Origin of the sequence: Gorillibacterium timonense (assembly GCF_001457415.1) — a bacterium.
Classification (GTDB): domain Bacteria; phylum Bacillota; class Bacilli; order Paenibacillales; family NBRC-103111; genus Gorillibacterium; species Gorillibacterium timonense.
The window spans coordinates 1,032,486-1,052,709 of sequence record NZ_LN881723.1; the positions used below are offsets into that span (position 1 = coordinate 1,032,486).

The 20,224-nt window shown below is 52.9% G+C and carries 22 protein-coding genes; 11 read left to right on the plus strand and 11 right to left on the minus strand.

Translation table 11 applies throughout. The annotated features are described in order from the left end of the window. Positions 1-35: 35 nt before the first annotated feature. From BN2684_RS12285 to BN2684_RS12310, 6 genes are all read right to left on the minus strand, one after another. On the minus strand, positions 36-491 hold the full coding sequence (locus BN2684_RS12285; RefSeq protein WP_058302417.1) for a hypothetical protein: 456 nt from the start codon (positions 489-491) through the stop codon (positions 36-38). Between the two features lie 121 nt (positions 492-612). Next, on the minus strand, positions 613-960 hold the full coding sequence (locus tag BN2684_RS12290; RefSeq protein ID WP_058302418.1) for a hypothetical protein: 348 nt from the start codon (positions 958-960) through the stop codon (positions 613-615). A gap of 8 nt (positions 961-968) precedes the next feature. Then, positions 969-1,670, minus strand: a complete 702-nt coding sequence (locus BN2684_RS12295) for a hypothetical protein (RefSeq protein ID WP_058302419.1) — start codon at positions 1,668-1,670, stop codon at positions 969-971. Between the two features lie 48 nt (positions 1,671-1,718). Beyond that, entirely contained in the window at positions 1,719-2,009 is a 291-nt protein-coding gene (locus BN2684_RS12300; protein WP_058302420.1) for a hypothetical protein, read from the minus strand. Between the two features lie 322 nt (positions 2,010-2,331). Further along, on the minus strand, positions 2,332-2,556 hold the full coding sequence (locus tag BN2684_RS12305; protein WP_058302421.1) for a helix-turn-helix domain-containing protein: 225 nt from the start codon (positions 2,554-2,556) through the stop codon (positions 2,332-2,334). A 17-nt stretch (positions 2,557-2,573) separates the two neighbouring features. After that, on the minus strand, positions 2,574-2,870 hold the full coding sequence (locus BN2684_RS12310) for a helix-turn-helix domain-containing protein (RefSeq protein ID WP_058302422.1): 297 nt from the start codon (positions 2,868-2,870) through the stop codon (positions 2,574-2,576). Positions 2,871-2,966: 96 nt separating this feature from the next. On the opposite strand from BN2684_RS12310, the gene BN2684_RS12315 reads away from it, so the two are divergent. Both BN2684_RS12315 and BN2684_RS12320 read left to right on the plus strand, forming a co-directional pair. After that, positions 2,967-3,980 (plus strand): LexA family protein, encoded by a 1,014-nt coding sequence (locus BN2684_RS12315; RefSeq protein WP_058302423.1) that lies wholly within the window; start codon positions 2,967-2,969, stop codon positions 3,978-3,980. Beyond that, positions 3,977-5,140, plus strand: coding sequence for a site-specific integrase (locus tag BN2684_RS12320; RefSeq protein ID WP_058302424.1), 1,164 nt, complete (start codon positions 3,977-3,979; stop codon positions 5,138-5,140). Before BN2684_RS12315 ends, BN2684_RS12320 begins: the two co-directional genes overlap by 4 nt. A 52-nt stretch (positions 5,141-5,192) precedes the next feature. Here the strand turns inward: BN2684_RS12320 and BN2684_RS12325 are convergent, their stop codons facing one another. Both BN2684_RS12325 and BN2684_RS12330 read right to left on the minus strand, forming a co-directional pair. Further along, complete coding sequence (locus BN2684_RS12325; protein ID WP_234340224.1) at positions 5,193-5,552, minus strand: O-methyltransferase; 360 nt, start codon at positions 5,550-5,552, stop codon at positions 5,193-5,195. A 137-nt stretch (positions 5,553-5,689) separates the two neighbouring features. Further along, positions 5,690-5,923, minus strand: coding sequence for a hypothetical protein (locus BN2684_RS12330; protein WP_058302425.1), 234 nt, complete (start codon positions 5,921-5,923; stop codon positions 5,690-5,692). Between the two features lie 134 nt (positions 5,924-6,057). Between BN2684_RS12330 and BN2684_RS12335 the strand changes: the two genes are divergently transcribed. Continuing rightward, entirely contained in the window at positions 6,058-7,311 is a 1,254-nt protein-coding gene (locus BN2684_RS12335) for a methyl-accepting chemotaxis protein (RefSeq protein ID WP_058302426.1), read from the plus strand. 175 nt (positions 7,312-7,486) lie between these two features. Here the strand turns inward: BN2684_RS12335 and BN2684_RS12340 are convergent, their stop codons facing one another. Further along, entirely contained in the window at positions 7,487-9,280 is a 1,794-nt protein-coding gene (locus tag BN2684_RS12340) for a M3 family oligoendopeptidase (protein ID WP_058302577.1), read from the minus strand. A 270-nt stretch (positions 9,281-9,550) separates the two neighbouring features. Between BN2684_RS12340 and BN2684_RS12345 the strand changes: the two genes are divergently transcribed. The 3 genes from BN2684_RS12345 to BN2684_RS12355 all read left to right on the plus strand — a co-directional run bounded on the left by BN2684_RS12345 (position 9,551) and on the right by BN2684_RS12355 (position 11,220). Continuing rightward, positions 9,551-9,733 (plus strand): YycC family protein, encoded by a 183-nt coding sequence (locus BN2684_RS12345; protein ID WP_058302427.1) that lies wholly within the window; start codon positions 9,551-9,553, stop codon positions 9,731-9,733. Positions 9,734-9,736: 3 nt separating this feature from the next. Next, positions 9,737-9,988 carry a hypothetical protein gene (locus BN2684_RS12350; protein WP_058302428.1) on the plus strand — a complete coding sequence of 84 codons (252 nt, stop codon included), beginning with the start codon at positions 9,737-9,739 and terminating at the stop codon, positions 9,986-9,988. A gap of 125 nt (positions 9,989-10,113) precedes the next feature. Then, entirely contained in the window at positions 10,114-11,220 is a 1,107-nt protein-coding gene (locus BN2684_RS12355) for a GGDEF domain-containing protein (RefSeq protein ID WP_058302429.1), read from the plus strand. 11 nt (positions 11,221-11,231) lie between these two features. Here the strand turns inward: BN2684_RS12355 and BN2684_RS12360 are convergent, their stop codons facing one another. Then, positions 11,232-11,936, minus strand: a complete 705-nt coding sequence (locus tag BN2684_RS12360; RefSeq protein WP_392389009.1) for a DUF2225 domain-containing protein — start codon at positions 11,934-11,936, stop codon at positions 11,232-11,234. 206 nt (positions 11,937-12,142) lie between these two features. Here BN2684_RS12360 and BN2684_RS12365 point away from each other — a divergent pair, with 206 nt between their 5' ends. From BN2684_RS12365 to BN2684_RS12375, 3 genes are all read left to right on the plus strand, one after another. Continuing rightward, positions 12,143-13,420 carry a nucleoside recognition domain-containing protein gene (locus BN2684_RS12365; RefSeq protein ID WP_392389010.1) on the plus strand — a complete coding sequence of 426 codons (1,278 nt, stop codon included), beginning with the start codon at positions 12,143-12,145 and terminating at the stop codon, positions 13,418-13,420. 57 nt (positions 13,421-13,477) lie between these two features. Next, complete coding sequence (gene glgP, locus BN2684_RS12370; RefSeq protein ID WP_058302431.1) at positions 13,478-16,000, plus strand: alpha-glucan family phosphorylase; 2,523 nt, start codon at positions 13,478-13,480, stop codon at positions 15,998-16,000. A gap of 94 nt (positions 16,001-16,094) precedes the next feature. Then, the gene (locus BN2684_RS12375; RefSeq protein ID WP_058302432.1) at positions 16,095-16,913 is read left to right on the plus strand and encodes an NAD kinase; all 819 of its coding nucleotides are present in this window, start codon (positions 16,095-16,097) and stop codon (positions 16,911-16,913) included. A 296-nt stretch (positions 16,914-17,209) separates the two neighbouring features. Here BN2684_RS12375 and BN2684_RS23925 read toward each other — a convergent pair whose 3' ends face one another. Continuing rightward, positions 17,210-18,259: a YutD-like domain-containing protein gene (locus tag BN2684_RS23925; protein ID WP_234340225.1), complete on the minus strand. Its 1,050-nt coding sequence runs from the start codon at positions 18,257-18,259 to the stop codon at positions 17,210-17,212. Between the two features lie 102 nt (positions 18,260-18,361). Here BN2684_RS23925 and BN2684_RS12385 point away from each other — a divergent pair, with 102 nt between their 5' ends. Both BN2684_RS12385 and BN2684_RS12390 read left to right on the plus strand, forming a co-directional pair. Beyond that, complete coding sequence (locus tag BN2684_RS12385) at positions 18,362-18,871, plus strand: GNAT family N-acetyltransferase (RefSeq protein WP_058302433.1); 510 nt, start codon at positions 18,362-18,364, stop codon at positions 18,869-18,871. Positions 18,872-19,081: 210 nt separating this feature from the next. Next, positions 19,082-20,131 carry a M23 family metallopeptidase gene (locus BN2684_RS12390; RefSeq protein ID WP_058302434.1) on the plus strand — a complete coding sequence of 350 codons (1,050 nt, stop codon included), beginning with the start codon at positions 19,082-19,084 and terminating at the stop codon, positions 20,129-20,131. The last annotated feature ends 93 nt before the right edge of the window (positions 20,132-20,224 follow it).

A 20,224-nucleotide genomic window follows, 5' to 3' on the forward strand; every position in this document is an offset into this window, starting at 1 on the left:
TGGTTACGCTCGGGGTAACCCTTCTCCTTTCGAGTTTAGGAATACAAGTCCCATGGACGATCAAGGATTTCCCATTGCTTCAATGTGCTGGCTACCGCCGACTTGCCTTCTCTCATTTTCCGCTCGACCGTGCTTTTGCTCATGGATCCGGAGAAGAACAGGACCACTTCCTTTGCGGTTTTCCCTCGTAGATAGCGGTGATCGAGGATCTTCCGGGCATCGTCGTCCATCACCAATCCGATAGCACGGGCAATGTGCATCGTCACCAGCCTGTATTCGGAATAGATCCAGCGCTGCTTGTCCATCAGAATGACGGCATTCGCTGTCTTGTCAGCATACATGTCGTCCTGGCTTATTCTCCGGGCCGCTTCTCCTTCGACAATTGCCTTTTGAAGATCGGCTGAATGTGTCTCGAAGTCTTCTATACACCGCATCATCAGCGAGTAGCGGTCCAGTAAGAAGGATGTCTTGTCTAGCTGCGTTTTCGCCACTTTGGGGACCACCTATCACAGGGACTTAGTGCTTTGCTTCCGCAGATTGCGAACGATAATTTGATGCTGCAGCGGGCTCCGGTCGTACCACATGCGGGCCAGCTCAGCCAGTGTGATCGGCTCATTCCTGATCATGGGCTTCTCCCCTCTCCTTGAGAATTGGAGGTTGCCCGAATCTCTGGCTAGGGCTGATGAGGTCCGTGATCCCCTGAAGCTTGGTAAACGCGCTTGCTCGGATCTTTGAGTAAGTGATCCCGGACATATGGGCTGCTTGATACAAGTGAGAATCAAACGTATATTCCGATTCTGCACTGAGATATCGGGCCTCGACCAGCCACTTCTCTTTCTCGGACAAGGTTTCAAGCATTCTTCCGATCTTATCCAAGGCAGGATGCTGCATTTCCAGGGCAAGAGCTAGGCGATAGTTAGCCAAGGCTCCGGCGATGACGTTCCTTTTATCTTTGTTCATGGTTCCTCCTAATACGGCTCACCGGTATGGGGAATATCGAATCGCCGCCTAAACGTATGGATGAAGGCGATGACGCTCCCGTTATTTGTATCAGTCAGGAACATAAGGTGATCTTCCGCTGCTTCATGAAACTGTTCATCTGTAATCTCGAATTCATCGAGCAGTTCCATGTTCTCAAGAATGAAATTCAAGCTGTCTGGCGACACTCTCATATGATGTTTGCCTAGCAAGCTGTAAAAGAGGTCATCATAGATTTTCAAAAACCTGTGCGCATCGATTGGAAAATCGATGTAATCTTTTTTATCTTTCGTTCTTAAATCAGTAGTTCTTATATCTTTAGTACTTAGCATGGGATTTCCCTCTAGAGGTTTTTCCTCTGGTGGTTTTCCCACTAGTGGAAAATCCACTTGTGGTGAAGGCTGCTCATAGACCTCCATTTCCCAAGCAACGATCTTTCCTTTTTCCTTAATGGGATAGCGTTTTACATATCCATACTTCGACAACTCTTTGACGCCGGACTTTACGCTATCCAGTCCATCAGGTGCATGATTGACCAGCTCCTCAAGGTGAAACTTGAAGTTGTCTGGCTTTGATAACATGTACGCCAAGAGCCCTCTGGCCTTCCAACTTAACCGTTCGTCTTGGACAACCGGCCTATCGATGCGAACAAACGGTACTTCACCTGTTTTAGCAGATCGGAAGACCGGCATAGCCTTCACCTCCCCGCATAACAGGCTGATTATTGATTTTCAATCACCTCACCCGCTTTTCGCCTGTCGCAGCTCTTCATACCTCTGCCGCATATCCTCCAATGCTTCACGAAGTCCAATCTGACGCCATACAAACTGGAAGGCCGGATGCGTAAAATAATCTACCGCGGGATCGTCCCTGCGAATCCGATTAACATCGAGAATCGCATGAATGATATCGACTTGAGCTGCTTCGAACTCCAACACCGTCACGCCGCACTTCTTGAGAGCTTCATCCTTCAGCTCCAGCCGCTCCGCTAACCGTAGAAGTGCTTTGGTCTCGTTCCAGGCAAATTTCACTTTCGGATTCGTCCTCCTCTTCTGCGACATCCTCACCCCTCAGCTTCGCGAATCGCACCTGGCTACTTTTCAGGGTCCACTTTCCTGCAACCAACCGGCCCTCCTCTTCCTCCATCCAATGCGGTTCCCCAGCAATTCGGATCAGACGGGTCATGTGCCGTTTTACGCACGAGTAGACGGTCCATTCCTTGGTAACATGATCATAAGTGCAGGTTGTTTCTTGTTCGCCTATCGGGTATCCCATAACGCACCCACTTTCATGTAGTTTTGTGGGCAATAGCCCAAGAAAATCGGGGTCACTCGTAGTTCATGAGCAAATGGTTCAAAGATCAGACACTTTGTGAAATTTAGCCTTCTTCTGCTGTTCTATCCAACGGAAGAAATCTACTCGCTCTACCCGCTTGGATAGGCCGATCTCAAAGCAGGGGATTCCGCCCGCATCTGGCGACAATTGAAAGAGCTCATAAACTCTTCTTCGTGAAATAGATAAATAATCGGCAATATGTTTAGCCGTTAAAATATCGGGAAGAGACTCTACTAATGTCATGCTTGGCACACCACCTTTTACAGACTGTCTTGTCTGTCAATTTTGATAAAGACAATTTCATCCGGGTTAACTTTTAATGCCTTAGCAAGTTCCAGCAAGTTCCCTGCGTCTGGCCTTGTAATACCTCTTTCCCAACGCGAAACCACTGTCACATCAACTGGAGATTGAAATTTTAGCCCTATAGCCTGTTGTGTCATCTTAAGTCTTTTCCTAAGTTCAGCAATGTTTGTTTGATATCTAGTCAAATACTCACCCCCTTCTACATTGACTTTTTTGTCTAGGAAAACTGTACCACAGTTTTTTTGGGTTTTCAAGCCTTCCTTGTCTGTCACTTTATTTCAGTCTAAAAAATTGACTAGTCTGTCTAGTTGATTTATACTATTTAAAAATAAACTGTTGGAGGAATTAATTTGTCGTACGCAGCAATTCTGGACACATATATTAAAAAATCTGGTAAGACACTCGATCAGATTTCTCAAGAGTGTGCCGATATGGACATTTCAGTTCATCCAACCTACATTTCTAAATTGCGTCTGGGAAAGCGTCCGGCACCCTCAGAAGATATCACCAGAGCCTTAGCTAAGGTAACTGGAGGAGATCCGGAAAAGTTAATTGCAGAAGCTAACCTGAGCAGTTTAAGCAGTGGTCAAATAGCTGCTTATGAAAGACATGTTAAAAGGCAATTAGAGATCGAGAGTGTCTTAGATGCTCTAAGCGATGGAAATCAATTATTTCCATTTCTTGAAAACGAGTTGCGAGAATCATACCTATTCCGTGCTCTTCCTCAAGATTACTTGCCGGATAATATTCTCGATAAAGAAGAACTCACAGTATATTTAACAAATCTTCGACTCGATGAAGAGGATACGAAGATTATCCTCTCATACTTAAAAGATCTTGCGGAGTCGCCTGCAGTGCTTTATGCAAAACTACAAAATTCACAAAACGCCTCAATGAACGAGATACGAAAAATTGAAAATTCATTACGTGACAAAGGAATTAAAACATCGCAAGAAGTGTTGTCAACCATGCCGATATATGATCAAAAAGAGCCTAGTGTTGAAATTGAGGTCCTTGAAAACCTCAAGGGAAAAGTATTTGTTGATCCTGAAGTAACCTTAAACCGCAGTGGCTTTGCATTAATCGTTCACGATGACAACATGAGTGGGGATAGGATTCAAAAAGGCGATATCATTATCGTTCTTAAGCAAGACTATGCTTACCCCGCTGATATTGCATTGTTATCAATAAAACAAGGATTTGCAACGCTAAGGCGTGTCAAGGAAGTTGGCGATATGTATATCTTGATGCCCTCAAAAGTAAACATTGAGCCAGAAATTGTGTCTAAGGATGACGTAAGGATTATCGGAAAAGTGGTGGAAGTCCGCTTCTTCATAAAGAAAAAAGCTGAGGTGAAATCATGAAAGGATCTTACCGCCAGAGAGGATGCAAATGCCCCCCAGAGCATAAGAAATGCACCTGTGGAGCACTATGGGAGTTCCGGATTGATCTTGGAAAGGACCCGTTAACCGGGAAGCGATTAACCAAAGAAAAAGGTGGGTTTGAAACGGAGAAAGCGGCCCGCCAAGCTGCGGCCGCATTTTGGACGGACTATCAGAGGGGAATGGCCGCCACACGAGGTGACCGCAAAACTGTAGCCGGCTTCATGAAGGAATTCCTTGAGGTTACGCTGGTAAATGAAATCGGAAGCACAACCTACGAAAACAAACTAGCTATCATGGAAAACCATATTGTCCCACAGATCGGGAACTTAAAGCTTCAAAAGGTAACCCATGCTGACCTACAGAGGTTCGTTAATACTCTTGTTGCCGAAGGACTAAACCCCGGAACGATCCGGAATATTATGAGGCTGGTTAACCAGACATTACGGCATGCAGTTGTAACCGGTGTTATCTTCACGAACCCCGCCGCTCACGTAAAAAAGCCTGGCTACAAGCAAAAAACTCACAATGTCTGGACTAAAGAGGAATGGACTAAGTTCCTTACATCATCCGCGAAAAGTAGGCTTTACCCGTTCTATTTGATTGCATTGAACACTGGAATGCGGCCTGGGGAGATACTGGCCTTGGATTGGGATCATGTGGATTTAAAACGAAGAGTGATTCGTGTAGATCGAACCGTGGTTTATACGAAGTCAAAGGGTATCGAGATCAAGCCTTCGCCAAAGACAGACTCCTCAAATCGATCGATAACCATCCCGGAGAGCGTGGCCGCCTATCTCAAGAGGTTAAAGCTGGGCCAAAAGCTTAGCCGCCTGAATCTAATAATACCAGGACAAAGATCCGACATTGTTTACAACTCCGCATTGAACAAAGGCATGAAAAACGATATTGAAGCTGCAGGTGTTCCTTATATAACCCCTCACGAGCTCCGTCACACTCACGCAACATTTCTCCTATCCCCTAAGCCCTTTGGTCTTGGAATAGGAATAAAGGCGGTCTCAGAACGTCTGGGACACGCCTCCACAACCGTCACCCTTAACACCTACGCCCACGTTCTGGAAAACATGCAAGATGCAATCGCAGAGGCTCTCGAAGAGACCCAAACCATCACGAATATGTAGGGTGTGGGCAATTCTGTGGGCAAAGAGATCAAAAACCTTCATAAATCCAGTGTTAGCGCGTCTTTCTGCTCATGTAATTGTAGTTTGACTCGAACTGTACGCTCGCGCATAACCTCGTCTTCTGAACAGCGAATTCATAGAAGATTTCCCCGTGCGTCCAGTTCACCTTGTACCGCAACGAATCTACAGCCATGCGGTGCAGCATGGAGACCTGAGACTCGGACAAGCCTCCGTCATCGAGCTGCATGCAGCCGTCCCTGCTCTCCAATGGATTGTGCTTAATGCCGAACTTTCCCACCACGTTGTTACGAATTTGCACAAACACGGTTCCCGAGGACAAGCGCATCAACTCATCCCGTATCTCCCGAAAGACATAATCGATCTGTCTCGAAAGAGAAAGCTCATCGATCACTAATTTCCCTCCAGTCATAAGGTATATTGGCGTTGTATGTAGATTCATGAGGCTTGAGGCTTATTATATGCGAATAGTCCCAGTTGATCAACATTTTTTTACATTTTTAGCGCTTGGTTTCATTTTCTCCGTTTTTATCAAGAACGAACCAGTTCCAGTACGACTGACAGCGGGATGCCCGTTTCTTTGTGAACATCGTAGGCGGTCAGATGAGGCTGGGAATGAAGGCAGCGGCGAATTTCCCGATAAGACTCATCATAATACAACCGGCAGCTTTCGCAGCAGTCCGATCGCCGCTGCTGCACCATCAGTCTGCCACAGCGCTTGCAGTTCATCAAAGACATCTCTCCACTCCCCTTTACCTTCAGCATCCTTTTTTCTCCATTATATTCACCATTCTGCAACCTTTCTTGAGAAGTTGGGACCAAATTCATAGACCTTCCGAACGACGTCATGTTATAATGAGCCCATTCAAGATTCTACCAATTGTCAGGGGAGATGCGGGATGTCGTCGTTTATGGACAAAATGTCGTTTAAGCAAAAACTCTACGCGGGTTGTTACACCATGCTTTTGGTTTACTCCATTCTTTTCCTGGCTTTGTCCAAGCTTGGCTTTTTCTTTAACATCTTATTGGTGCTAGTTGTTTTAGGACTTGCCTATCCTTTTCTTTTGGTTCTTGAGAGAGCGCTTACAGAGCCGATCGAGAATGTCTCGCGACTGGCCCTCGACATTGCCAAGGGAGATTTTACGAAGAAGCTGACCATCCATACTCATGACAGCATTGGAGAATTGGGCGATTCCTTCAATAAAATGACGGAAAAGCTCAAAGGAATCCTTGAAGATACGGTTGGAATTACGAAGCAGGTTGCCGACACAAGCCATAAGAACTATCTCAAGAATCAGACGATGACCGAGGTCTTGAAGCAGGTGACCGTTTCGGCGGGAGAACTCGCTTCAGGCGCTGGTGAAATCTCGGAGGGCGTCACGAAAATCTCGGCCGAAATCGACGATATCCAACAATCGGTGAAGGGCTATGTGGAATCCTCCATTAACATGAAGGATAAATCCAAGCTGATGGTCGATCTTGCCGAAAAAGGACGCAAAGCCATGGAAAGCCAGGGGGAAGGAATGAAACGGAACATAGAGGCGACCTCCAACGTAGCCGCTACGATCGATGATTTGGCCAAGCAAGCAAGCGGGATCACGCGGATTACCCGCACCATCTCCGATATCGCCGAACAGACGAACCTATTGTCCTTGAACGCTTCCATCGAGGCGGCGAGAGCAGGTGAGCATGGCAAAGGGTTCGCAGTTGTCGCCCAGGAAGTGCGGAAGCTGGCGGAAGAATCGGCTTCCTCAACGCGGGAAGTATTCAACCTGGTCCGCAGCATCGAGCAAGGCGTGCAGGAAGCCATCCGCAACATTGAAATCAACGAGGAGGCCGTCCGCGAGCAAACCTTCCATATCCGCGACACGGAAACGGTGTTCAAAGAAATCGCCGGCAATATTCATTATGTCACCGATCTCATCGTCAAATTTGCCGCACAGAGCGACACCATGCTGACGAAAGCGCAGGCCATCTCCCGCACCATGGAAGGCATCGCCGCGATCACTCAGGAATCGGCCGCCGGAACTGAACAGGTCTCCGCCTCGATGAATGAGCAGATCGCCCTGGTGGAAGATATGGTCGAACAGTCCGAACGGATGACCAATGTCGCCAAGCAGCTTCAACGGACGATCGAAATCTTTAATTTTTAGCGTTTTCTTGTGAACAGCCCCTCTACCAAAAGAGCCTTTCCCGCCATCATCGCGGAAAAGGCTCTTTCTTTCGGATTGGCGATTTCGGTGCTCCCCGTGTGGGCAGCTCCGCTCTCGATCCGTGTATCGATCCGTGTATCGATCCGTGTATCGATCCGTGTAACAGAAGCGAGTTTTAGTCTTCCGTCAATTCCAGGAACTGGTTGACATCCGCCACATACAAGTCGATGGCCCGCTGCCAGAAATCCGGCTGCTCCAGATTGACGCCGAGATGCTTCGACGCCAGCTCTTCCACCGTCATGCTGGCCGTATCCCGGAGCAGGGCGATATAACGGTCTTCAAACCCTTCGCCTTCCTGCTGAGCGGTTTGATAAATGCCGGAGGAGAACAACAGACCGAAGGTATACGGGAAATTGTAGAAGGGAACATCCGTCGCGTAGAAATGAAGCTTCGCCGCCCAGAAATGCGGATGGTATTCGCTCAGGGAATCGCGATAAGCTTGTTTTTGCGCTTCCACCATCAGCTCGTTCAGACGCTCGATGCTGACCAGCCCATTTTCCCGCTCGGCGTAGAAATTCGTTTCGAAGAGGAAGCGAGCGTGGATGTTCATAAACATCGCAATCGCGTTCTGAATCTTATCTGATAACAGGGAAATCTTGGCTTCCTTGTCCGTCTCCGCCTTGATTGCCGCATCGCTCAGGATCGTTTCCGCCAGCGTCGAAGCCGTCTCCGCCACATTCATTGCGTAATGCTTCGCAATCGGCGGCATGCCTTTCATCACATCGTCATGGAAAGCGTGTCCCAGCTCATGAGCGAGTGTTGAAACGTTGTCGGAGGTTCCCGAATACGTCATGAAAATCCGGCTCTCCTCCTCGATCGGGAAGGGGGTGCAGAAGCCACCGGGTTGTTTACCGGGGCGATCTTCCACTTCGATCCAGCGATTCTCCAAGGCGTATTTGGCGAAATCAGCCATCTTCGGGCTGAAGCTGCGGAATTGCTCGATAATCAGCTCTGCCCCTTCCTCGTAGCTGAGCTTCTTCTCCGCTTTGCCGATCGGGGCGTCAATATCGTGCCAGGCGAGGCGATCTACCCCGAGCAGCTTCGCTTTGCGCTCCAGGAAGCGAACGAAGATGTCTTTGTTCTTCTCCACCGTGCCCCACATGGTATCCAAGGTTTCCTTTGTCATCCGGTTGATGGCAAGCGGCTCTTTATGGACCGAATCCCATCCCCGCTGCTTATACAGGCGAAGTCGGAACCCAGCAAGGTGGTTGAGGGCGTCCGCGCAGAAATCAGCTTGGTCCTCCCAGGCAGCTTCCCACCGCTTGAAGAGCTCCACGCGGGTCTCGCGATCCGGGCTGTGCAGCTTGTTGAAGGCTTGGCCCGCGGACAAAAGCTCCGTCTTCCCGTCTTCTTCGAACGGGATTTGAATTTTGCCCACAGCCGTATTGTACAGCTCGCCCCAACCGTGATAGCCGTCGACGGCAAGCTCGCTTGCGAGGGATTCCAGCTCGGGAGACATTTTATCCTTCGACAGAAATCTGCGTTCATTCAAGTAAAACGCAGCATCCGACCAAGGAGCTTGCTTCAGCAAGGCTGCAAAGACGTCATCCGGAATGCCCGAGAGAAACCGGTCCAAGAGCGACATGGCGGATTGGTACACCGCCGAGATGTCCTGAACATGGTTTCCCAGCGCGACGGCCTTCCGATCCGCTTGATCCTGTGCAGCCAGGCATCCCGTGAAGGATTCCCCTTCAAAAATCCCGTTAAAGATCGCTTGAAATTCATGCACCAGGTCCGCATAGGACTCGGCGTCCTCCAGAGATTGAGGACTCGCCGCTTTCTCCAAACGACTGCGGAAGGAGACGGCTCTCTCCTTCAGATCATCCAGAAAAGCAAGGAACTGCTTGGACTCGCTGCCGCCGGGAAAATAGCAGTCCAGGTCCCAAACCGGATTGAGTGGTTTATTCATGGTCAACACCCTTTCGTTCATTGATAATGTATCCCACCTGCCAGAGCGTGTTTGCTTACGGGGAAGACGTCATCGTCAAGTCCAACCGTCCGGAATTCGGTCTAACACGCTGTAGGTGAGAATCTCCGTTTCCATTAAAACACATTCCATTTCGATTCGGAAATAGGAAGAACCGTTATAATCAATCTTCACTCCCGCTTGAATCCCGTGGTCAGCCATGATTTAATGGGAGGAACAAGAAGCAAGGCTTCCCGGAAAGGATGGTTTCTCATGCAGCCGCTCAAAATATCGGCCGAAACGGCCGTTACCTTATCGAAAGCACTCAACATTCCTATCGAACAACTCATGCATATGCCCCAACACATCCTGATGCAAAAGCTGGCTCAGCTCTCCCAAGAGCCAAGCCAGCTTAAAGAGGATAAGGACGACGATTCCTCGGCCAAGGAGTCCTGATCGATGGTCCCATTTGAACGAACCTGGCCTTACGAAACGCTCGGCTCCGATGTATACGTCTTGGAATGCCCGTTTTGCTCCCGTCCCAATGTTCTCCTGCCGATGAAGAAGGAAGAATTGAAGGAGCTCCATGACGGGAAAAAGAAGCTGCTCGTCTTCCCCTGCTGCTATAACAGGCTCAAGCTGGTCGATGCGGACGGAGATTATCTGCTCGCCGACCGAACAATCCCAAAGCGAAAAAACCCTTTGTCATAATCAGGACCAATGACGGATATTTATCCGTCATTTTTTCGTTTTTGGGACTTTTTCCCCATATGGAAATCAGATATAATGAATACGAAACTTGTTTCCAAAAATAACCTGCAAATCGAGTGGACGCCGTGAACGATTATCTATCCATGATAACGAACGTCTGTGCGCTGATCACCATGAGCTATACGGCCGTAAAACTGAAGAAGAAAGCAGAATCCTTCGAATGGTTCGCCGTTCCGATTTATACGGGATTCGCTGCTATCGTGATCATGCTGATCTCGATGGAGAGTCCGCTGGGACAGAGCCTGGGGTTTGCTCCGCTCGTCATGGCTTCGCTGCGCTACGGACTCCGACCCGGACTCCTCTCGGCTGTACTCCCGACGATCTATGGGATCTTCGGAATGGACATGAGTACATTCGACCTGGTTCAAACCTTTATTCTTCCGGTCATCCTGAGTTCGATCTTTCACAAGAAGGAATACAGCGATCCCACCACTCCCCTAAGAATCTGGGATGGAGCTGCCGTCAGCGGCTTGCTCCTTCTGGTCCGCTTTGGCAAATGGGCCATTGATCCCACCGTTCGCAATGAGTGGTGGGTTACTTCAAACCTGATCCTGTTCGCGGTGTCAGCCGCCGTACTCGCGATCCTCATCCTCATGCTGAACGACGAAACTCGCAGCCAGCTGGTTCAGCGTCGTCTTGAGCTGCAAGCCAATCAGGACGGTCTCACCGGCCTCCCCAATCTTCACAGCTTTATGAACATGGCGAGGAACGCCATCAAGTATCAGCGAATCTCCATCTTTATGGTGGATATTGACGATTTTAAGCTCTACAACGATTCCTTCGGTCATCTGCAAGGAGACGATCTGCTTCGCGAGGTCGGCTCCATTCTTCAAGATACGATCGGAATCGGGGATTACGTCGCTCGGTATGGCGGAGAAGAATTCATCATCCTCTGTCATGAGAACGATCCCGACTATCTACACGGAGTGGCAGGCCGCCTCTGCCGAGCGGTGGAAGAGCATTCCTTCTCGCTCGAGGAGCGCTATTTGATTCGGAATATCACCATCTCGATCGGGATCGCCGTCTCCGACGGAACCTCCACCGATTTGAAAGCCATCATCGAATATGCCGATCAGGCCTTGTACGAATCCAAGGAATCGGGTAAGAACAGGCATACGCTCTATCAGGACCGTTCCGAGTATCAAACCGAGTTTACTTATCTGCAAGGATGAACAGGTCCCGACTATACGTGGCCTGTTTCTTTATGGCCGGAATTCTCCAATTGGTCCTGCATATCCTGCCGGGTAGCCGCCCATTGGTCGCGGCTGGCGCGAATCATCGCGGAGTCGATAATTTTTTTGTCATTAACGACCCGATCGAACCAGCGGATCGCCTCGTTGTATTGGCCGAGCCTGCGGTTTAACTCTCCGAGCAGGTACATCAGCCTCGCATTGTTTACGCTAATTCCCTCCACTTCATATACCTTTATGTACTCCTCCAGAGCAAGGGTCAAAAACCGCCGTTCCTGTTCTGTATCGCCCTTCTCTCTGTACAGCCATGCAATGTGATGCAATAATCCGGCGACCACCCGCTCCTTTTCCTGTTTGATTTGTGCACACAGAAGCGCCAGCTTATACGACTTCAGAGCATCCTCCCAGTTTCGCTCCCCGCTGTAGTCTACTCCCTGCCAATTTTTGCGGACCGTCAGTTCGAACCTCGTCCGAAATTCCGGCGAAAGCCCTTGCGAGAAATTCTCAGTGAAAGCGTATCCACAGAACGGGCAGACCGCTACAACATAATGGTCCGGGTTGATCGTTTTGAACTGGCAGAAGAAATCTGTATCCGTGTAAGCTGACTTCTTAAAGCTAGAGCGGACCTTGGAGGTTCGGAATTCCGTCTCGCAATAGCCGCATTTCTCGGTTACTTGATATAAAGGTTCCAGCATCATCCTTACTTCCTCTCTCCGGGTGCCTATTCTCAGAGCGGCAGCGGTTTCTCGCTGCCGTCTTTTTCTATTTTATCACAGGGTCGGACAAATCACAGTACGAGGATTCACTCGGAAGAATGGGAGCGGATTCCCTCTCATATACATAGACGAGCCGGTCCTATCGCTTAAGCTAGTTCGCTCAAACAGGCAAGGAGAGGGGGAGCCTCATGGGGCATATCGGATATCGGACCGGATTGCTACCGGCAGTAGGGATCACCGCATTGCTGCTGCTCATGCTGTTCGACCCGGGGGAAAGCCTGCAGGCAGCCGTCCGCGGAACCGCAATCTGGTGGGATGTGCTGTTCCCCGCCTTGTTTCCCTTCTTCCTGGCATCCGAAGTCATGCTCGGCTTCGGCATCGTCCATTTCTTCGGAACGCTTCTCGATCCGCTGATGCGTCCGCTGTTTCGCATCCCCGGCATCGGCGGCTTTGTCATGGCGATGGGCTTCGCTTCCGGATACCCGGTCAGCGCCAAATTAACCTCCCGGCTCATGGAGCAGAAGCTGATCAACCGAGAGGAGGGCGAAAGGCTGGTCGCCTTCACCACCTCGTCCGATCCGATCTTCCTGATCGGGGCGGTGTCCGTCGGCTTCTTCGGCGATGCCCGCGTTGCGCTGCTGCTTGCCGCCGCTCATTACGGCTCGGCTCTGGTGCTCGGGTTTCTGATGAGGTTCCACGGCCATTCAAGGTCTTCGACTCCAGGGGCCTCTTCCTCCATCGAGAAAGCAAGCAAACGGACGAGTGGCCGGACAAGCTTGCTCGCCCGTTCCTTCGATGCCATGCACGAGGCGCGCCTTCTGGACGGACGCCCGCTTGGACTCTTGCTTCGCGAAGCCATCGCATCCTCCCTCAAGCTGGTCTTCGTCGTGGGGGGGCTCGTGGTGTTCTTTTCGGTTTTCCTCGCTGCTTTGCGTTCAAGCGGCCTTCTTTCGCTCATCTCCCGCCCCATCGCCGCTAGTCTCGAGCTGTTCGGGCTGCCTGCGGCCCTTTCGGACGCCATTGTTGGCGGTCTGTTTGAAGTGACGCTCGGAACAAGCTCTGCCGGACAAGCAGAGGGCGTTCCTCTCCTCTTCCGAATCGCCGCCGCCGCTTTCGTGCTCTCTTGGGCCGGCTTGTCCGTCCATGCGCAGGTTCTCAGCCTGCTTACGCGCACGACGATGCGCTATTGGCCCTTTTGCCTGGCCCGGCTGCTCCACGGGATCATGGCCGCCGTGCTCGTCTTTCCGTTAGCCGGACTCCTCTCACCCGAATCGGGGTCTCCAAGCCTCTCTCCCTTGCTGCCCGCTTTTCTCAGCAGGGCCGCTCCCGGCGATGCTGCCTTATGGCTTACCCGGTATGGCCCCTTGCCCGTCACGATGATCATTTTTGCCGGAATTCTTTTGCTGCTTGTTTTCCTGATCTTTTTGCAATGGATTTCGTATCAATTGTATAATAGACAGAAATAATTCCCTGTTGACGGCTCCCTGCTAATCGGGCCTCGACGAGAAAGAGGTGTTCGCGCTATGGCCCAAGATCTCCGAATTCCGGAGCGTTTCGCTTCGCTATCCGAGTTGGCCGGCAATCTCTGGTTCAGCTGGAACGATGGCGCCACCCGGCTTTTCCGCCACATGGCCCCTGTCCTCTGGGAGCAGCTCTCGCACAATCCCGTCCTCCTGCTGAAGCAACTGACAGAAGAAGATTGGCAGCGGCTCGCTCAGGACGAGGAATTTGCCGGGCTATACGAGGAGGTCACAGCAACGTGGACCTCTTATCAAGCGGCGAACGCTTGGTTCCAGAAAGAATACCCCGGTTACCGAAGCGATAGCATCGCCTATTTCTCGGCGGAGTTCGGCTTTCACGAGTCTCTGCCGATCTATTCCGGAGGTCTCGGCGTCCTTGCCGGAGACCACCTGAAATCCGCCAGCGACCTCGGCCTGCCGCTGACCGGAATCGGTCTGCTATACCGGAAGGGCTATTTTCGGCAAAAGCTGGACTCCTCCGGCATTCAGACAGCAGAGCGGGTGGATCATGACTTTGCCGATCATCCGGTACGTCCGGTGCAGGGAGCGGACGGCGGCGAGCTGTTCGTGGATGTCCTGATCGAGCACGACTTGGTGAAGCTAAAGATTTGGGCGACCCAGATCGGCCGGGTCACCCTCTACCTGCTCGATTCCGATCTGGAAGACAATTCGCCGGTGAATCGCGAGCTGACCTCTCAGCTCTACGGCGGCGGACAGGACATGCGCATCGCCCAGGAGCTGATTCTCGGCGTCGGCGGCGTTCGCGCCTTGCGAGCTCTCCGCCTTGCACCTGCTGCTTACCACATCAATGAAGGACACGCGGCCTTCCTTTCGCTGGAGCGCATCCGCGAATACCTAGCTGCCGGATTTCCGTATGAGACCGCTCTGGAGCTGGTGCGTGCGAGCACGATCTTCACGACCCATACCCCGGTTCCAGCCGGACACGATACCTTCCCGCTCGATCTGTTCCATCGTAACCTGGATGGATATCTCCCGGTCTTCGGCTCCGCTCGAGAATCCGTGATCAACCTTGGCTTCGATCCGGACAAAAACCAGTTCAATATGACCTTCCTAGCCATGAACTGCGCCGCCTTGCGCAATGGCGTCAGCAAGCTGCACGGCCATGTCTCCCGCATGATGTTCAAAGGCTTTCTCGGCGGCTTTGAGGTTGACGAGGTGCCGATCGGGCATGTCACCAACGGGGTTCATATGGAAAGCTGGACCGCTCCGGAGATCGCGGAGCTCTATGACCGACATCTTCCGGCCGATTGGCGGACCGATCAGGCAGACGCTTCTCTGTGGCTTGGAGTCTCCTCCATTCCGGATGAAGAGCTGTGGGACCGCCACCACAAGCTGAAGAAGAAGCTGGTCGACACCGCTCGAGCCAATCTGGAGGAGCAGCGGCGCCGCAACGGGGAGAGCCCGGAACGGATCTCGGAAGCCGGGACCCTGCTGAATCCCGAAGCTCTCACCATCGGCTTCGCCCGTCGTTTCGCTACCTACAAGCGCGCCAATCTACTGTTCAAGGATTTGCCGCGTCTCAGCCAGATCCTCAATCATCCGACCCGGCCGGTGCAATTCCTCTTTGCCGGCAAGGCCCATCCGGCGGATATTCCCGGTCAGGACTTGATCCGAGAGATTTACCGCGTCTCTCAGTTGAATGAATTCCGCGGTAAGGTCGTCATGCTGGAGAATTACGACATCGGGCTCGCTCGGGAGCTTGTCCAAGGCGTAGACATCTGGCTGAACAATCCGCTCCGTCCCTTGGAAGCGAGCGGAACTAGCGGCGAAAAGGCTGCGATGAACGGAGTGCTCAATTTCAGCGTTCTGGACGGCTGGTGGGAGGAAGGCTACGACGGCGCGAACGGGTGGTCCATCGAATCGGACCCGCACAGCGACTGGCAAGCCCAAGAGCAGCAAAACGCCGATTCGCTGTATTCCCGGCTCGAAAATGAGATCATCCCGCTCTATTACGCGGATGCCGATGCGGATTGTCCGCACACCTGGATCTCGCGGATGAAGCATTCCATCCAGACCCTTGCGCACGAATATAATACAAACCGGATGGTGCAGGATTACACCCGGGAGTTCTATGTTCCGACGATGGAACGGTTCTGCCGCTTCACGGCGAACGACCATGCCGAAGCCGAGGCGCTAGCCCGGTTCAAGAAGCTCGTGAACGACCATTGGCCGGAAGTGAGCGTGACCCTTGTCGAGGACAAACCGGAAGAGTCGGCTCCCGCAGGGCTGAAGGAGGTCGACGTGGAGATCGGGCTCGGCTTGCTCCCGGCAGATTCCGTCGCGGCCGAAATCGTCTATTACGCCGATAACTCCGAGGGAATCTGGGAGCCGGTTCACGTCCCTCTGGAACGAAAGGAAGAGCTCGGAGGCGGTAAGGTCCGGTTCCGCGGACAGATCCCGGTCCATCTTCATCACCTGGAGCATTATTCGGTGAGGGTTCGTCCCGACCATCCCCTGTTCGCTCACCGTTTCGAGATGCCTCTCGGATTCACGACGGTACATTAAGTGAATGCTATTGCGCCGCCCAAGAGGGCGGCGTTTGTTTTATCACAGCTTTTTGATATGATAGACAGGACAGGTTGGTAAGGAGGATGCGAGTTTGAAGTACTTCATCATCAATCGCGGCGACGGCGTCTCCTTGGCGCTGCATGAACGGTTTACCCGGCTCGCGGACCAGCTCGGTCTTACGCTCGACGAGGAGGCTCCCGACACGGTGCTCTCGATCGGCGGTGACGGAACCATGCTGCAAGCCTTTCATAAATACAAGGATCAGCTTGACCGCCTTGCGTTTGTCGGTCTTCATACCGGCCGGCTCGGGTTCTTCGCTGACTGGAAGCCGGAGGAGCTGGAGACGATGGCCCGGGTCATGGCGCGGCCGCTTGAGGAGAACGCAAACCGAATGGTGGAGTATCCCCTCTTGTCCATCGAGCTTCGCACCAAGACCAGCCAAGAGATTCATCTAGCGCTGAACGAATTTACGATAAAAGGGATCGAGGAAACGATGGTCGCGCAGCTGGATGTGAACGACGTGATCTTCGAGACGTTCCGCGGGGACGGCATCTGCATCTCCAGCCCATCCGGCAGCACGGCGTATAATAAAAGCCTGGGAGGAGCGGTGATCCACCCGTCCATCCCCTGTTTGCAAATCACCGAGATCGCCTCGATCAACAACCGGGTGTTCCGCACGGTCGGCTCTTCCCTGGTGCTGCCCAAGCATCATCATTGCGACATTTATCCGCAAGCGGACAAACGGATGATGCTGTCGCTCGATCATCTGGGACTTCAGCGCAGCGATCTGATATCCATTCGGGTGAGCGTGGCGAAGGAGACGATCCGGTTTGCCCGCTACCGTCCGTATCCGTTTTGGAGCCGCGTTCAGAGAGCCTTCATCGGCCAGGAGCCCACAACGGATTTCTAAGATCGACGGATATGAGACTGTAAAATGTAAAACAACACCATCAATTAAGGAGCACAAGCCTTTTCCATGCTTGTGCTCCAAAAAAACAGCAAGCCCCTTAGGAGGCTTGCTGTTTGTGTTTAGTAGGGGCTGAAGCATCAAGGGGTAGATGCCCTTTAGCGAATGCTAGAGCAAGGGCAGCTCATAACCTGCGGGTTCCGCACGTTTCATTCCGCTTCCATTCCCCTTATCTTACCGATCGATTCCGTTTCGATCAATCCGTACGACGATGCCGGACAATGGACTTGCTATCGCGATCAATTCCCTGACGGAGGCTGGGCATTCGGGCCCTGAGGCCGTTGTCTCGGCGGACGAGGGCTCCCCTGTTCTGAGGAAGCGGGGTTTCCGCTTCCCTCCTGATGGCCCCCTCCTCCGTGCCGGCGTTTCCGGTACGGCATGGGGCGGCGATCATGCGAGGAGGTTTCCGCGACGGCCTGCTCATTCCGCGGCTTGTCCGCATTGGGCTTCCGGTGGTGGCGCTTGTCCGGACGGTCGTTTCGGACGTGATGCTCCGACTGCGGCTGCTGCTCGGACCGTTCCGGGCGATCTGCATGCCTTGTCATACGTTCTTGCTGCTTATCCGTTCGATCGGGACGCGGTCCGGAATGCTCGGAATTCCGCGACGGCCGATCCGGCTGACGGTTCGGTCGTTCCTGCTGGCGGTCGGAATTCCGATCCTGCCGTGGGCGCGAGGACCGGTCGCCGTCCGGACGCGGAGATTTCTTGTCCGGCCATTGGACGCGTTCGCCGCCCGGACGGCTTGGTTCGCGCTCGGACGACGCGGAGCCTCCCGCGCTGCGGGTCTCCGGCCCTCTCTCGCGGACAGGCCGGCTGTCCGGCCGCACGGGGCGGACCGGCCGCGGCTCCCCACTGCGGTTGTAGCGGTCGGGCCGCTCGAGCTTGTCCGGCCGACCGGCTTCGTTCGACGCAGCGGCTCCCTCGACTTGTCCGCCCTCTTCCAGTATAGCCGCTTCCTCGCTCGTACGGTCGCTTTGACCGACCTTTTCCAACACGAAGTAAGCGCATCCGAAATTGCAGTATTCGTTAATGTAATCCTCGAGGTTGACGATCGAGGATTCCTTGGTCATTCGCGGATTGGCTTCCTTGAAGAAACCGCGCAAACGAAGCTGGTTGTAGCCCCAGTCGCCGACGACATAGTCATAGCGCTCCAGAACCTCGCTGTACCGGTTGCGAAACATTTCCAAATTCCAACCGCTCTTGTTTTCCTTCACCAATTCATATACATTGCCGCCAACGTGAAACAAATTCGCACCCCCATCCCCGTGAATGCCCGGGGTTTCCGACAAATTCCTTTCTCGTATTATACCATGAAAAGTCCAACATTCCACTTTCCGCCTGGCGGGAGTATAATTGGAGAAATGAATTTCAGACATAAAGGAGCTAACCCCATGGTAACCCTTAGAGAAGCGGTTCGCGAAGATGTGCCCGAGCTGCTCCGCATCTATAACCATTACGTTCAAACCTCTACCGCAACCTTCGATTTGGAGCCGCAAAGCCTGGAGCAGCGTCTCGAATGGTTCTCGCATTACGGAGGCAGCTATCCCTTGCTCGTGGCGGAATCCGACGGATGCCTTGCCGGTTATGCCTACCTGTCGGTCTTCCGGGCAAAGCCCGCTTATCGGCCGACTGTGGAGAGCTCGGTCTATCTCGATAAAGCCTTTCATAACCGCGGAATCGGAACCATGCTGATGAAAGAGCTGCTGCGCAGAAGCAAGACGCTCGGCTACCATTCGGTGATCGCCTGCATAACCGTAGGCAACGACACGAGCGTACACATGCACGAACGGTTTGGCTACCGGCTCGTAGGCACCTTTCCGCAAACGGGCTGGAAATTTAACGGCTGGCACGATGTTCAGTTTTATCAGCTTATGCTTGAAGAATGGCAAATGGAATCTTAAGAATTCGATGCGTCCAGGGACGAAAGCACTCTTGCCGGGTAACCGGTCAGGGTGCTTTTTCGATACATGCCCTTCCAGTCTCCATCAATTCCCAGCCGGAGAATTGCCGCTTCTGCCTTTCGCTGCCGGATAATTCAAGCCTACCTGAACATGCTAACGTACATATCGGGGACAGTCCTGACTTCTTATGCAAAAGGCAGGAGATGAAGCATGAAGAACAGACCGAGTCAGAGCCTGCGAAGGATAACGCTTGCCGCAGCAGCAGGGATCCTGGCCGCCACAACCGCTCTCAGCGGAATCGGACATGCCGAGAATAGACGAACACCTCCTCCCGCGGCTCCCGGAAAAGAAGAGCTTCCTCCGGTTACACCGGAGGAAAGGCGAGAGCTCCTTGACCAGCTCAGCTTAGCTACCGGAATCCCTTGGTACCGGCTTGCGGCTGCCGATCAATTCCATCGGGTCACCAGAGCCGGCAAGAAAGGAGCGCCGGAGGGAAGTGGCCGTTATCCGCAAGCCGAATGGGCCGGGCCTCTGAATCCGAACCCGGAGGACATGAGCCCAACCCGCATCGGGATATTCGGAGGCAAAGGCCGAGACGGCTCCGGGGACGGGCAAGCAGACCGCCGCAACGACCTGGATACCCTGCTCGCCTTCGTGCAGGACATGAGCGCGGCAAACGGCGGAGCCGCCCAATGGGAAGCCTCCCTTCGCCGAACCTTCGGAGAACGCGGGATGACCCGCATCGATCAATTTGCGAAGATCTATGAAGCCTTCGGACGCCTCGATCTGCAGGAGCACGCCTTTCCGGTGCCGCTAAAGTCCGAGTACACCTTCCGCAGTACCTGGGGAGCGAGCCGCGGCTGGGGCGGGAACCGGATTCATGAGGGCACCGATATCTTCGCCGGATACGGAGTGCCTGCCCGCAGTACCTGCTATGGAATCATTGAAGTGAAGGGCTGGAACAACTATGGAGGCTGGAGGATCGGCATCCGCGATCTAAATAATGTGTATCATTATTACGCCCATCTGTCTGGTTTTTCGAAGGAGGTGGAGGTCGGGACGCCTGTCCGGCCCGGTCAGGTGGTGGGCTGGGTTGGCAGCTCCGGCTACGGCAAGCCGGGAACGTCCGGCAAGTTTCCGCCCCATCTCCATTACGGCCTGTACAAAGACACCGGAAAGGCGGAGTGGGCCTTCGATCCATACCCCTCCTTACTCCGCTGGGAGCGGGAGGAGCGAGCTCGAAGCAAAGCGAAGCCTTAAGGGAGAAGGGGCCGCCGCATCGACAATCCCTATGAACCGAACGCGCTCCCGCATGACGATCGCATAACGAACGCCTTCCCGCTCAAGAAGCAG

What these genes read in the sequence shown, in the direction of transcription:
- BN2684_RS12290 (WP_058302418.1), bottom strand. Translation starts at nt 960, where the DNA reads ATGAACAAAGATAAAAGGAACGTCATCGCCGGAGCCTTGGCTAACTAT.
- BN2684_RS12295 (WP_058302419.1), bottom strand. Translation starts at nt 1,670, where the DNA reads ATGCCGGTCTTCCGATCTGCTAAAACAGGTGAAGTACCGTTTGTTCGC.
- BN2684_RS12305 (WP_058302421.1), bottom strand. Translation starts at nt 2,556, where the DNA reads ATGACATTAGTAGAGTCTCTTCCCGATATTTTAACGGCTAAACATATT.
- BN2684_RS12320 (WP_058302424.1), top strand. Translation starts at nt 3,977, where the DNA reads ATGAAAGGATCTTACCGCCAGAGAGGATGCAAATGCCCCCCAGAGCAT.
- BN2684_RS12330 (WP_058302425.1), bottom strand. Translation starts at nt 5,923, where the DNA reads ATGCTGAAGGTAAAGGGGAGTGGAGAGATGTCTTTGATGAACTGCAAG.
- BN2684_RS12335 (WP_058302426.1), top strand. Translation starts at nt 6,058, where the DNA reads ATGTCGTCGTTTATGGACAAAATGTCGTTTAAGCAAAAACTCTACGCG.
- BN2684_RS12340 (WP_058302577.1), bottom strand. Translation starts at nt 9,280, where the DNA reads ATGAATAAACCACTCAATCCGGTTTGGGACCTGGACTGCTATTTTCCC.
- BN2684_RS12345 (WP_058302427.1), top strand. Translation starts at nt 9,551, where the DNA reads ATGCAGCCGCTCAAAATATCGGCCGAAACGGCCGTTACCTTATCGAAA.
- BN2684_RS12350 (WP_058302428.1), top strand. Translation starts at nt 9,737, where the DNA reads ATGGTCCCATTTGAACGAACCTGGCCTTACGAAACGCTCGGCTCCGAT.
- BN2684_RS12360 (WP_392389009.1), bottom strand. Translation starts at nt 11,936, where the DNA reads ATGATGCTGGAACCTTTATATCAAGTAACCGAGAAATGCGGCTATTGC.
- BN2684_RS12365 (WP_392389010.1), top strand. Translation starts at nt 12,143, where the DNA reads ATGGGGCATATCGGATATCGGACCGGATTGCTACCGGCAGTAGGGATC.
- glgP (WP_058302431.1), top strand. Translation starts at nt 13,478, where the DNA reads ATGGCCCAAGATCTCCGAATTCCGGAGCGTTTCGCTTCGCTATCCGAG.
- BN2684_RS12385 (WP_058302433.1), top strand. Translation starts at nt 18,362, where the DNA reads ATGGTAACCCTTAGAGAAGCGGTTCGCGAAGATGTGCCCGAGCTGCTC.
- BN2684_RS12390 (WP_058302434.1), top strand. Translation starts at nt 19,082, where the DNA reads ATGAAGAACAGACCGAGTCAGAGCCTGCGAAGGATAACGCTTGCCGCA.